The following is a 12,650-nucleotide window of genomic DNA, read 5'->3' as shown; positions in this document are numbered from 1 at the left end:
GCGGCAAAGAGAACTTATTCACTAATTGTGAAAATATAATCATCTAGGGAGCAGTCAGATGAGTGATACACTTTTAGCCGAAGAGAACCACAAAAACAGTCGCAACATATTGATGTTCGCAATTCCGTCTTTGTTGGGTCTTTTCTTTTTTCTTGCACCATTAACCATTGATGGCAACTTCACCTTTCCGCTAGCGCTCATGGCGAAAGGCGTCAAAGCGGTCCTTGGGGATGCGATTTTACCAACCGTCACCGCTGTGATTTGCTTCTCTGCGGTCGCTTCTATTCTTGCCAGTCTTATCAAGCCAACTTTTGTGACTCAATCTGCATTGATGACAAGACTGTTTGTTCTGACGCCAGTTTGGCTAGTCGTTCGAGTTTTAGGTGCAGTATTCACTCTCATGGCTTTGCATCAGATCGGGCCTGAAGTGATTTGGAACGGCAACACCGGTGGTCTGGTGCTTAATGACCTTCTGCCTTCTTTGCTGGTGACTTTCTTCCTGGCCGGTTTGCTGTTGCCACTGTTACTCAACTTTGGTTTGCTTGAGTTGCTCGGTACTGTTCTGAGCCGTTTTATGCGCCCGGTTTTCCGTTTGCCAGGTCGTGCTGCGATTGACTGTATGTCCTCCTGGCTAGGTGATGGCACCGTTGGGGTGATTCTGACCAGTAAACAATATGAAGACAAAAAATACACTGCGCGTGAAGCAGCGGTTGTCGCGACTATGTTTTCTCCGGTTGGGATTTCTTTCTCGCTGGTGGTATTAACTCAGGTTGGCTTAGAGAATTTCTTTGTCCCGTTCTACTTCTCTATCTGCTTGTCTGGTGTGATTGCTGCGATGGTGATTCAGTATCTGCCACCGTTATCGTATAAGAAAGACCTGTACATTGATGGCACTAAGCCTAATCGTAATGATGAATTGGTGCCTGCGGGTCAGTCGGTTATGGGCTTTGGCTTGAAGTTGGCACTGCACAGAGCAAGCAAAGTGAAAAGCCTTGGGGCGGTTGCTAAAGAAGGTGTGCACAATGCACTGGACATGGTAATCAGCGTGCTACCTGTGGTTATGGCGATCGGTACTTTAGGTCTGGTTGTCGCTGAAACGACGCCATTATTCTCATTACTGGGTGCACCGTTCATTCCGCTGCTAAACGCGTTGAATGTTCCGGAAGCAGCAGCCGCTGCGGAAACCATGCTAGTTGGTTTTGCTGATATGTACGTACCTTCGATCATCGCAGCGTCGACGATTAATGCCGATCTGACCAAGTTTGTTGTGGCAGCGTTGTCTGTAACTCAGCTGATTTTCATGTCAGAGACTGGTTCTGTGATTCTAAGCAGTAAAGTCCCTGTGAACTTTTTGGAGTTGGTTGCTATCTTCCTGCTAAGAACGCTAGTTACGCTGCCAATCATTGTGTTGGTCGCACATTGGATCTTCTAATGCGTTGATTGACACTGCCTAATGAACTAGCCCGCTACGTCTGACCTAGCGGGCTAATTTGTTTATGGGCTACTTATCATCAAAGCTGGTACAGATTTAACTCATGCCCGAGAGCTAGGGAATACGATGTTTATTGGCATTTGTATTATGCGGAGCTGCTTGAGCCAGCTCTTAGACTGACTCATTATGGATGATCAACAGCCGTATGTTTTTTCTATATAAAGCTCAAACTGCTCACACATCAGCTCATCAGAGGTATCGTTATCAGCTAAACAATTGGCGCCATCAACGATGCTGATCTTTGCATTCAACGGTGCTGCATTGATTTGTTCACGATCATTTAAGTCGGCAATTTTTTGCTTTTGAATTTCCCACGCTTGATTGGCAGTGAGGCTGCATGCCTCGGCAAGATATTTGGCATTGAAGCCTTCTCCTGTCAGACTCTTGATGGTGTCATTGTGAGATAAGTGATTGCCTGCACGCCAATAATGTTCTGCCAGTAAGGGACCGATTTCAGGATTGTCAGTCAGATACCCAAACCTGTCGAGGAAGTAAGCTCGTGTTTGATACACTGCCATGTTTGCTAGCAAGTAACCGTGATATGCACAGGATGCCTCATCAGAAAGTAAATGAGGAATCGCCATCAATGGGCGAGGACTGCACTCTAGTCCCAGGATCTGCTTCTCACACTGACGTGCTAAAGCCGTAATGTGTTCCGCCGTCAATTCCTCATCGCTAAGTTGATACAAAGCTTTTTCGAAGTAAGGCACCACTAAAATGCTGCGTTCCTGATACGCCTTAAACGGCTGGCTACAATTGATCATCGATTGAATGATCTCGTCTGGAACTGGATTACCGTCCACATCTAGAGCGTATTGTTTCAGCCAGTCAGCATCATTCAGCAGGCTGTCACAGAACATGGATTGAGTTTCGGCGTAAGCCATCGACGTCGGTGCAAACTCTTGAGAAAAACAAGGCGAGTTCATCTTGACGTTGGCAAAGTGCGCGGCATGACCACCTTCATGGAAAAGGGTGTTGATACCATCATAACCGCTGCCAATCTGATCGGGTTTTGCATTACTGGTGAAATTGACCTTGGCCGCGACCCATTGCCCATCGTCATAAAACGAAGGAATAGGGCCGTGGCAAAAACCATTTTGGTATTTTCCTTGACGATCCAGCAAGTCCAAAGTGAGCTCTGCGCCAGAGTAATCAATGTTCAGCCGGCCAAAAGATTCTACCCAGCGTCTGAGTGACTTGGAAAACGGTACATATGGATCCAGTTCACGCATCGAATCGCCAGAAAAGGAGTAATTGAAGTTGTAACCTGTGAGCGCATTTTGGCCTTTTTCACTAGCGAGTTTGTCTAAACTGGTGAGATTGACTTGTCTGGTTCGCTGCTCGAAATCATCCAGAATGGCAAACAACTCAGTGGTGGTCATTTTTTCGTTTTTAAGCACTGAGTAATCGAAGAAATTGTCGTACCCCAAAGAGCGGGCAAACTGGTTGCGCAGTTTGACTAGGTCAATAAAGCCATTACCGAGGAGCCACTGTTCAAGATCTAACAATGCTTGATGTGCTGACTGGCGTACGGCTTCATTATCGTTTGCCATTATGGTTGAGCGCAGTGCCGGTAAAGAAGCGTCAACTTGATCTCCCTGTTCGTTGACGTAAACCAGCGCATGGTTTTGTTTTTTCTCAAACAGTGCAGTTTCAAATGCGATCAGTTCCGTCTTAAGAGCCTGAGCTTTATCTCCTTCGATAGCGTGTGAGCGAAAAGTGGCTAGCCAGCCTTCAAGCCCGATTTGAGTTTGGTTACGTTCTTCTGTATCGGCTATTTCATTGAGCGTACTGAGCTGTTGTTCGATAGTAGCAATCTGCTCAGCATTACTTAGGAAGTGAGTCCATGCGGTTTGCGCAGCCGTGTAACGATCATGTTCATTACTGATCCCCATATAGGTGTCCCAGAATAAATCTTCTTTGGTACGATGAACGTCTAGGTAACGCTGGTTGAGATCTTTGAGGTATTGAGTGGCAGTCATTTCAGTCCATAAAATGTGGGTATGAAGTAGTATTATCACATAACTGATTTAATGGAATCAGTTACATATGTTGCATTTTTGTGTTTTCTCAATTTCTAACGTTAAGTGAGTTTAGCTCCAAAACTCACCAACATACTGTTGGTGATTTCTTCCATAAAATTGGGCGTTGCAGTCAAACGGGGCCATTAGGTTTGGTTGAAGTAGACGATTATCAATCGGTTGAAATATGTGCTTGCAGTGTGTTTTGAAACTTGTTAAAAATTAGATATGAAACTGATTTACTCAAGCGCTAATCAAACTACCACCACCACGAGATTGCTCGGGGGGTAGTTTTTAACGTCTATAAAAAAACCTCTGAGCGAATTCTCCGCCAGAGGTTTTTTTATACCTTGGTTTTGCTTTTCGCTCAGAACACACACAAGGAAAACGATATGAATACTCATCGCGAAATTGCAGAACAACTCGATTTATTTCACTCCGAACCCCAAGCTCCGGGGATGATCTTCTGGCATCCTAGTGGTTGGCGATTGTTTCAGACTATTCAACGCCATATGCGTCGTGTATATCGCCAAAATGGCTTTCAAGAAGTCAATACGCCAATCTTTATGAAGCAAGAATTGTGGCAGACTTCAGGCCATATTGACATGTTCGCTGACAATATGTTTTTCGGTGGTGGCTCGGACGATAACAACGGGTATGTGTTAAAGCCAATGTCATGCCCTGCACATATTCTGATGTACAAACGAGGTGTTCATAGCCACAGAGACTTGCCGTTGAAGCTGTTTGAGTTTGGATTGGTGCATCGAAATGAAGCTTCGGGTTCACTGAATGGCTGTTTACGAACTCGTCAGTTCACTCAGGATGACGCACACGTCTTCTGTCGATGGTCGCAAGCTGAAGAGGAAATTTGTCGATTTCTGCAACGCGCAAAGCAAGTTTATGGTGATTATGGCTATCGAGAACTGGGAGTAAAAGTGTCGACTAAGCCAGAAAAAGCACTAGGGTCGGGTGAGTATTGGTCGAGAGCACAAGCGCTGTTGGCCTCCGCTTGTGAGCATGAGGGGTTACGAGCAGAATTTCAGCCGGGAGAAGGGGCTTTCTATGGGCCTAAGATCGAGCTGTCATTGATGGATTCTATGGGGCGTAGCTGGCAATGTGGCACAATTCAGTTCGACTTCAATTTAGCCGAGCGGTTTGACGTTCAGTACACTAATGAGCAAGGAGAATTTGAAGCCCCTGTTATTATGCACCAAGCAATGTATGGCTCTATTGAACGTTGGATTGGCGTGTTGTTGGAATCGTCTCAAGGACACCTTCCTGATTGGCTGCATCCTATGCCGATTGCCATTGCGTCGGTGAGTGATTCTGACCATGACTTCACTCGCCAGCTTGAAGCCGTTTGCATCGAGCATGATATCCCTGTTTCGGTCGATCTGAGCTCGAGTTCAGTAGGGCGAAAGCTTAAGCGATTCCATAAGCTCAGGATACCCTATGTGCTTGTAGTGGGAGACAAAGAGCGAGCCGAAAACAGTCTAGCGATAAAATGTCGTGAGGACGGGACAATTACTCAGGTAGCTGTTGATGAACTCATTGTTTATCTCAAGGAAAAACTAAGACAATCACACCAGAAAGGGGGCTGTTCGGAGGCGACACTTTCTTTGGCTTAGTTTTGGTCGATGACAGTGACAAATGAGGTAGGCCAACAGGCCTACTTTTGTATGGCTGACTTAGGCTTCATCGCCTAGACTTTTACTACTCATCTTACCAAACTGCGCTCTGTACTTCTGCGGGGAAACACCCACCAAGCGACGAAAGTGATGGCGCATAGTCACGGCGTTATCAAACCCGGCTTGGTTAGCCAATTGTTCGATAGGTAAGGACTCGGTTTCCAGCAACCCTTTTGCTCTTTCGATGCGCTGTTGGATCAGCCACTCTTTGGGGGAAAGGCTAAAACTGGCGCGAAATTTACGATCAAAAGTACGTCGAGACATGCTGGCTTGCTGCGCCCAGTCTTCAACCGTGATGGCTTTATCCAGATTCTCAGATGCCCAGGCGATCGCTTGTGAAAATGTGCCCGGAACTTTGAGCATGGGTGTTTCAACAAACTGCGCTTGTCCGCCTGTTCGATGGGAAGATATGACCAGCCTTTTCGCGACCTGATTGGCAATCTGATAACCGTAATCGTGACGGATAATTGCCAGACCCAGGTCAAGTGCTGAAGCGCTTCCGGCTGAGCATCCAATTTGTCCATCGACTACGTACAGTACATCTTTCTGGTATTCGACATCAGGAAATTGCTCACGAAATGCATTCTCATACATCCAGTGTGTGGTGGCTTTACGCCCTCTAAGCAGCCCGAGTTTCCCCAGTAAAAAAGAGCCTGAACAAAGTGACAAAACGCGTTTACCCTCGCTGACAAACTGACGAATTTCGCGCTGAATAAGTGGAGGAATATCGTAGTCTCCAGCCGGCCAGCCGGGAATGATCAATGTGTGATAACTCTTTAAACTCTCGACGAATTTCGTCTTGAGCGTAATACCGCCTGTGCTGTCAAAATCTTTATTCTCCATATTAATGATCTCGCAGTCATACCAAGGATCGAACTCAGGCCGTGGTAAGGCAAACAGTTCCGCAGCGCAGGACATTTCAAACAAGGTGATGTGAGAGTGGGCAAGAATGGCAACTTTGATCATCTGGAAACTCGTTAGTGAGTGATAGTCTTTGGCTGATTGTTATCGAATATTGACTTTTAGGCCAGTGTTGAGTTGCTTATTTGAACGCAATAATGTTTCAAAAGACAAACAAGGAGACGTTATGACAAGTGCAGTAACTAGAGTTCCAGCCGCTAGTAGTGAGCGAGCGCTGGAATATTTCAGTCGACTATTGGAGTTTGAAACAGACTGCTGGGATGTTCATCATGCTATCACCAATGAGCGTATGGACTTTGTGTTGCTTGATGTCAGAGGAGAAGAGCTATTTGCGCAAGGACAGGTAAAGGGAGCGATTAACATTCCTCACCCGAGGTTGAATGAAAAGAGCCTGAGCGCTTTTCCACCAAATACACAGTTTGTGGTGTATTGTGCCGGGCCACACTGCAATGGTACCGAGAAGGCGGCTATTCGTTTGGCAAAATTGGGTCGACCTGTGAAAAAAATGATTGGTGGCGTCGCAGGCTGGCTGGATGAAGGGTTTGAGCTGGTCAAACAGGAGGCTGAAGCATGCGCTTAGTGGTTGGAACAGATTCTACTTGGTCTTTGCGCGCTTGGATATGTACGTACATTGCAGGGGTAGAGATGGAAACTCAGGTGATCGATCTAACGAAACCTGAGGCGAAAGAACAGCTTAAATTGGTTTCTCCGACAGGGCTCGTACCAGCACTCATTATTGATAACAACAGCGTGATCCATGATTCGCTGGCCATTAGTGAGTATTTAAACGAGCTATCGGGAGGAAAATTGTTACCTCGAAGTGATTTTCAACGATCAGAAGCACGGAGTTTATGCTGTGAAATGCACTCAGGTTTTGTCGCACTGAGAACGCATTGCTCGTTTACTCTGGATAAACCGGAGGTTGACTCACTTCCTATGCAAGAGCTGTCCTCTGATCTTACGCGTATCAATACCATTTTTGCCAAGGCTCGGCTGCCGTTTATGTACGATGAACCGACCATGGTTGACGCCTTCTATGCGATCTTAGCTTATCGTCTCGAACGTTACGGCCTTTCTCTTCAAGGCAAAGCGGCGGAATACCAAAGAAGCTTGCTTGAGTGGCACGGGTTAACTTATGCGATTGAAGCAGCCAAACAGTGGCGTAACGGGTGATTGAGGAATCCACAATAACTCTATGACTAACATGCATAGAGTCATTGTGAAAATGTCATTTGAGTCATCACGAGAGGCTCAATACACTTCGCGCTCTTTTGTTTTCTTGCTGAGACTATGAATTATGTTTTCTCAATCACTTTTTGCTCAGCTCGTGAGAATGACGATATTGCTTTGCCTAACTCTGTTGGCCGTCCATCAGTCACCGCGTCTGATGGAACTGTTAGCGGAGCAGGCGATCAATAGCGGTTGCCACCAGCAAAGTCACGATATGTCCGGTGACCATTCTCATCATCACCATCATTAAGGTCAGTTCATGAGCATTTTCCGTTTTCCAGCAATGGTCTGGTTAGGTATCGCCATTCTGGTTATCTGCCTAGGTATCAGGCAATCTTTTGGTATTTTCATGATGCCGGTTTCAGATTACTTTCAAACCGGACGTGAATTTTTCAGCTTTGCTATTGCGCTGCAAAATTTGCTGTTTGGTGTCTTTCAGCCTTTTGTCGGTATGGCTGCTGACCGATTCGGCGCAAAACGCATCATCATCGCAGGCGCTATCGCGTATGGTGTTGGACTGTATTTGACCTCTATCGCTGTCGAGCCTTCAACACTTTATTGGACGCTGGGTGTTCTCGTTGGCTTGGGCCTGAGCGCAACCAGCTATGTCATCGTTCTTGGCGCCGTTGCTAAAGTTGTCCCTGCGCAGCACGCAGCAAAAGCATTTGGCTTGACCACTGCTGCCGGCTCTTTTGGTATGTTTGCTATGATTCCCGGAGCGCAGATGCTGCTGAGTGATTTGGGATGGCAAGGGGCGCTTCAGGGCTTTGCTATGCTTTGCTCAACAATGATTGCATTTGCATTGTTTATGCAAGCGCCGAAAACCGCAGCCAAAAATGAAAACTCTGCTAGTGAGATGAAAGAAGATCATTTAACGCTTAGTCTGGCGTTAAAAGAGGCGTTGTCTCATAAAGGTTATTGGCTGATCCATCTTGGTTTCTTCGTTTGTGGCTTCCACGTGATGTTCATTGCTACCCATCTACCTAGCTATTTAGCCGACAAACAGTTACCTGCCTCAACGGCTGCAATGGCACTTGCTTACGTCGGTGTTTTCAATATCTTCGGTTCTTATTTTTGGGGAGTAATGGGCGATAAATTCAGTAAACGCCATGTGATGTCTGCGCTGTATCTGATGCGTACTTTGGTCATTAGTGCGTTTGTGACATTACCAGTTACGGAGCACACAGCATCGATATTTGGTGCAGCTATTGGTTTTTGTTGGCTAGGCACTGTGCCATTGACGTCTGGCTTAGTGAGGCAGATCTTTGGCGCTAAGTATCTGTCGACGCTTTATGGGCTGGTCTTTTTCACTCATCAGGTCGGTAGCTTCTTAGGCGCTTGGGCTGGTGGCCGTATTTACGATTACTACGGTTCTTATGAGCCTATTTGGTGGTCGACGGTTGTTCTCGCGTTTGCTGCGGCGATTATTCATCTGCCAATCAACGACAAGCCTGTTCGACGGTTTGCGGTAGCGTAATAAATTCATTCGCCACAAGTCTTAGTTCCTGTTTCTCACGTACTAATGTAAAAGAGAAAAGTCAGGAGCTGAGGCTTGAAACAAAAAGTTGGTCTTTACTGGTTCACTTGCGATCTTCGCATCCAAGATAACCCATTACTATGGCGGGCGAGTCGTGAGGTCGACAGCCTGCTTTGCATCTATTGTTTACCTCAAATGGACAGCTATCTGGTCCGCTATTCACAAGAGCAGAGTTTAGGCTCTGACAGATTGGCATTTCTACAGCAATCCGTGGCCTGTTTATCACAATCTCTCGAAAATATGGGCCAGCAGTTGATCGTATGTGATGACCGCCCCGTAGACGTTCTCCATCGTTTTATCCGAGATTATGATGTCACGCATTTGTACTGTGACCTATTTTCCAGTGTCAATGAGCAAAGCGTAGTCGACAGATTGTCTCAGCTTCACTCTGATCTCACCTGTATTCAAGAGTCAGTTAACACACTCTTCAGTCAGCGCCTTCTTTCTTTTACGTTAGGCGAATTACCCAGCACTTTTACGAAATTCAGAAAGCAAGTCGAGCATCTTCCTATCGGTGTAGAATCAAGCCTGTCTTTGTTACCTGAACAACCTGCGCAGGTAATCAGCACATTAAACATAGAAGAGGCACCATGTCAGCTATTCGCTGGAGGAGAAACTCAGGGGCTCGCTCATTGTTTAGGTTACTTTGCTACATCTTTAGCAAGTCACTATAAACAAACTCGCAACGAGCTTGATGGTTTTGACTTTTCGACTAAGTTTTCTCCGTGGTTAGCCGTAGGATGCCTGAGTCCGAGGAGAATCTTTGTATTGCTTAAAGAATATGAGCAGAGGGAAGGAACCAACGACTCAACGTACTGGATTTTCTTTGAGTTGCTGTGGCGGGAGTATTTTCATTGGTATGGAAAGCAGTGGGGAAGACGTTTGTTTAAGTTTTCTGGCGTTAAAGATATCGCACCATTGACAAGCTTTTACAGCTACCGGTTTCAGCAATGGAAACATGGTGAAACGCAATACCCAATCGTCAATGCGTGCATGAAACAGCTTAAAGCGACGGGGTACATGTCTAATAGAGGCAGGCAACTCGTAGCAAGCTGTTTGATTCATGAACTTGGTTTGGATTGGCGCTACGGGGCCGCCTACTTCGAGACTCAACTCGTTGATTATGATGTCGCTTCGAACTGGGGGAATTGGCAATATTTGGCGGGCGTGGGCGCGGACCCCAGAGGTTCTCGTCACTTTAATTTAGCGAAACAAACTGAAATGTACGATCCGGATAAGATTTTCATAGAGCGGTGGCGCGGAAATAAAGCAAATACGCCAAGTGATCATGTTGATATGGTCGACTGGCCACTCTCTTGTTCAAAAGGAGATGAGTAAGATGACGTTTAACACTATCCGCCTTATTCTCGGCGATCAGCTCAATATGCGTCACTCTTGGTTTAAAGAATCAGACAAATCTGTGTTGTACTTGATTGCAGAGCTCCATCCTGAGGCGACTTATGTTAAACATCACATACAAAAAGTGTGTGCATTTTTCGCAGCAATGCAGGCTTTTGCGCATGATCTTCAGCAAGATGGGCACGAAGTGCTGCACCTCAATCTGGACCAAACTTTGGCATTCTCTGATGTCTCGCAACTCGTCCGTCACTATGTCAAAGAATCTGGTGCAACCGTGTTCGAGTATCAAAGACCAGATGAGTTTCGTTTAGCAACGCTCCTCGATGAAATAGAGATACAAGGCTGCCGTATTCAACGTACAGAGAGTGAACACTTTCTTCTGCCTTTTGAGCAGATTGAACAGCATTTTCCTCCAGGAAAGCATATTATGATGGAGCATTTCTATCGTAAAATGCGAAAAAATTTCAGCATCTTAATGGAAGATGGAAAGCCCAAAGGTGGAAAGTGGAATTACGATGCGAACAATCGCAACAAACTCAAAATAGCGGATATAGAGCGTTTGCCAACCCCGCTATTGTTTGGCAATGATGTCACTGAGATTAGAGCGTCGCTTGAGCGGCACAATATCAGCACTATAGGGCAACTTGAAGGCCCATTGTTGTGGCCGATCAACCGCAATCAAAGTCTGACGCTACTTGCCCACTTTTGCTCCGTATGCCTACCTAACTTTGGCCGGTTTCAAGATGCAATGACCCAGGCGCATGCATCAAAATGGTCGCTTTACCATAGTCGATTATCCTTCGCCTTAAACAGCAAAATGCTTCACCCTCTCGAAGTGATTGATAGTGCATTGTCAGCGTATGAGTCGAACCCAGACATAGATATTTCTCAGGCTGAAGGCTTCATACGTCAAATTCTCGGTTGGAGGGAATACATCCGAGGCGTGTACTGGGCCAATATGCCAGATTATGCTGAGCACAACCACTTCGACGCTAAACGCGACTTGCCTGAATATTTTTGGTCTGGAGAGACGAAAATGGCATGTATGAAGGAAGCCATAGGGCAATCGTTGGATTTCGCCTATGCGCATCATATTCAAAGACTCATGGTGACAGGCAACTTTTGTTTGTTGACAGAGATTGCCCCAGCCCAGGTTGATGAATGGTATCTCGGTATCTATGTGGACGCGATTGAATGGGTAGAAATGCCTAACACCCGAGGTATGGCTCTATTCGCCGATGGTGGCATTGTGGGAACGAAACCTTACGCTGCGAGTGGTTCGTACATCAATCGAATGAGTGATTACTGCAAAGGGTGCCATTATAACCACAGCAAAAAAACGCAGGACGATGCTTGTCCATTGAATAGCTTGTATTGGCGTTTCATGCACAAACACAGAGAAACGCTAACGCAAAACCCGCGTATTGGCGTTATTTATCGGTCTTGGGACAATCTTGAGGAACAGGCACAAAGTGAGATTTTGCAAAAGGCAGAGTATTATTTGGCGCATATTGAAAATTTGTAACTCAATCTCTAGCGTGATGGGAAATAAAAATGTGCCAGAGGGTATTTAGGGAACCGCTTGAGAATAAAATGGATTATGATTAAGACCTTTGATCCCAACGGTCTTTGTTTATATGTATGCGGAATGGATAACCACAGAGGCGTTACTCGCTGCTTTGCTGATTTTTCTTGGCTCGTTCGTGCAGACGGCGATTGGTTTTGGTTTAGCGATTGTTGCCGCACCGCTGCTATTTCTTATCTCGCCAGATTATGTTCCTGCTCCTATCTGCTTGGTAGCGCTTTATATCTCAATTCTCAATGCACTGAAGCATAGAGATAGCGTAGAGATTGGGGGGCTTAAGATGGCATTAATTGGTCGAGTACCGGGCTCTATCGCGGGTGGTGTGCTATTGGTGATGGTATCGACCGATTTGCTGGCGCTATGGCTTGGCTTGCTGGTATTGTTTGCAGTCGCAGTGAGTCTACTTCCTTTTCGCATTGAGCCTACACCAGCCCGCATGGGCGTAGCTGGTTTCTTTTCTGGTTTTTTCGGCACTAGCTCTGGTATTGGTGGGCCGCCGATGGCTTTGTTGTTACAACATCAGGAAGCGAATCAGCTGCGAGGCAATTTGTCGGCCTTTTTTGTATTCAGCTCAATCATTTCATTGATTATCCAAATGCCTGCGGGCTTTTTGACGACGCATCATCTGTGGATCAGTATTCCGCTTCTTCCTGCTGCGTGGTTGGGGTATAAACTCGCCTTAGCAACGACTCAATCTCTGCCCAAAGAAAAGATTCGCCTTGGAGCATTGATGCTGTGTACCGTCAGTGGTGCGACGGCAGTCTGGCAGGGCTTGGTATAACTCATTTTATTGACGTTCATCTTAGGTTAAGGAAAA

The 12,650-nt window shown here is 46.1% G+C and carries 11 protein-coding genes; 9 read left to right on the top strand and 2 right to left on the bottom strand.

Translation table 11 applies throughout. The annotated features are described in order from the left end of the window. Window positions 1-58 precede the first annotated feature (58 nt). Window positions 59-1,432, top strand: a complete 1,374-nt coding sequence (locus OH455_RS08595) for a YjiH family protein (RefSeq protein ID WP_040121942.1) — start codon at window positions 59-61, stop codon at window positions 1,430-1,432. Window positions 1,433-1,626: 194 nt separating this feature from the next. On the opposite strand, the gene OH455_RS08590 is transcribed toward OH455_RS08595, so the two are convergent. Further along, window positions 1,627-3,474 carry a M3 family metallopeptidase gene (locus OH455_RS08590; protein ID WP_269981085.1) on the bottom strand — a complete coding sequence of 616 codons (1,848 nt, stop codon included), beginning with the start codon at window positions 3,472-3,474 and terminating at the stop codon, window positions 1,627-1,629. 389 nt (window positions 3,475-3,863) lie between these two features. Here OH455_RS08590 and thrS point away from each other — a divergent pair, with 389 nt between their 5' ends. Next, on the top strand, window positions 3,864-5,141 hold the full coding sequence (gene thrS / locus OH455_RS08585; protein WP_333482724.1) for a threonine--tRNA ligase: 1,278 nt from the start codon (window positions 3,864-3,866) through the stop codon (window positions 5,139-5,141). A gap of 60 nt (window positions 5,142-5,201) precedes the next feature. Here the strand turns inward: thrS and OH455_RS08580 are convergent, their stop codons facing one another. Further along, window positions 5,202-6,167 (bottom strand): helix-turn-helix domain-containing protein, encoded by a 966-nt coding sequence (locus OH455_RS08580; RefSeq protein WP_269981084.1) that lies wholly within the window; start codon window positions 6,165-6,167, stop codon window positions 5,202-5,204. Between the two features lie 121 nt (window positions 6,168-6,288). Here OH455_RS08580 and OH455_RS08575 point away from each other — a divergent pair, with 121 nt between their 5' ends. From OH455_RS08575 to OH455_RS08545, 7 genes are all read left to right on the top strand, one after another. Beyond that, entirely contained in the window at window positions 6,289-6,702 is a 414-nt protein-coding gene (locus OH455_RS08575; protein WP_269981083.1) for a rhodanese-like domain-containing protein, read from the top strand. After that, window positions 6,693-7,295 (top strand): glutathione S-transferase N-terminal domain-containing protein, encoded by a 603-nt coding sequence (locus OH455_RS08570; RefSeq protein WP_269981082.1) that lies wholly within the window; start codon window positions 6,693-6,695, stop codon window positions 7,293-7,295. Before OH455_RS08575 ends, OH455_RS08570 begins: the two co-directional genes overlap by 10 nt. 124 nt (window positions 7,296-7,419) lie before the next feature. Then, complete coding sequence (locus OH455_RS08565; protein WP_084720196.1) at window positions 7,420-7,602, top strand: hypothetical protein; 183 nt, start codon at window positions 7,420-7,422, stop codon at window positions 7,600-7,602. Window positions 7,603-7,611: 9 nt separating this feature from the next. Beyond that, entirely contained in the window at window positions 7,612-8,829 is a 1,218-nt protein-coding gene (locus OH455_RS08560) for an MFS transporter (protein WP_269981081.1), read from the top strand. A 75-nt stretch (window positions 8,830-8,904) separates the two neighbouring features. Next, window positions 8,905-10,227, top strand: coding sequence for a DASH family cryptochrome (locus tag OH455_RS08555; RefSeq protein ID WP_269981080.1), 1,323 nt, complete (start codon window positions 8,905-8,907; stop codon window positions 10,225-10,227). Between the two features lies 1 nt (window position 10,228). Further along, window positions 10,229-11,773, top strand: coding sequence for a cryptochrome/photolyase family protein (locus OH455_RS08550; RefSeq protein ID WP_269981079.1), 1,545 nt, complete (start codon window positions 10,229-10,231; stop codon window positions 11,771-11,773). Window positions 11,774-11,885: 112 nt separating this feature from the next. After that, window positions 11,886-12,614, top strand: coding sequence for a sulfite exporter TauE/SafE family protein (locus OH455_RS08545; protein ID WP_269981078.1), 729 nt, complete (start codon window positions 11,886-11,888; stop codon window positions 12,612-12,614). The last annotated feature ends 36 nt before the right edge of the window (window positions 12,615-12,650 follow it).

Origin of the sequence: Vibrio sp. T11.5 (assembly GCF_027587155.1) — a bacterium.
Taxonomy (GTDB): Bacteria; Pseudomonadota; Gammaproteobacteria; order Enterobacterales; family Vibrionaceae; genus Vibrio; species Vibrio neptunius.
The sequence above is the reverse complement of the archived record's forward strand: the minus strand, read 5'-3'. Positions and strand labels throughout refer to the sequence as shown.

Bases quoted from the DNA above. Each gene is read 5' to 3' on its own strand.
- OH455_RS08595 (WP_040121942.1), top strand. From the start codon at position 59: ATGAGTGATACACTTTTAGCCGAAGAGAACCACAAAAACAGTCGCAAC.
- OH455_RS08590 (WP_269981085.1), bottom strand. From the start codon at position 3,474: ATGACTGCCACTCAATACCTCAAAGATCTCAACCAGCGTTACCTAGAC.
- OH455_RS08580 (WP_269981084.1), bottom strand. From the start codon at position 6,167: ATGATCAAAGTTGCCATTCTTGCCCACTCTCACATCACCTTGTTTGAA.
- OH455_RS08575 (WP_269981083.1), top strand. From the start codon at position 6,289: ATGACAAGTGCAGTAACTAGAGTTCCAGCCGCTAGTAGTGAGCGAGCG.
- OH455_RS08570 (WP_269981082.1), top strand. From the start codon at position 6,693: ATGCGCTTAGTGGTTGGAACAGATTCTACTTGGTCTTTGCGCGCTTGG.
- OH455_RS08565 (WP_084720196.1), top strand. From the start codon at position 7,420: ATGTTTTCTCAATCACTTTTTGCTCAGCTCGTGAGAATGACGATATTG.
- OH455_RS08560 (WP_269981081.1), top strand. From the start codon at position 7,612: ATGAGCATTTTCCGTTTTCCAGCAATGGTCTGGTTAGGTATCGCCATT.
- OH455_RS08550 (WP_269981079.1), top strand. From the start codon at position 10,229: ATGACGTTTAACACTATCCGCCTTATTCTCGGCGATCAGCTCAATATG.
- OH455_RS08545 (WP_269981078.1), top strand. From the start codon at position 11,886: ATGTATGCGGAATGGATAACCACAGAGGCGTTACTCGCTGCTTTGCTG.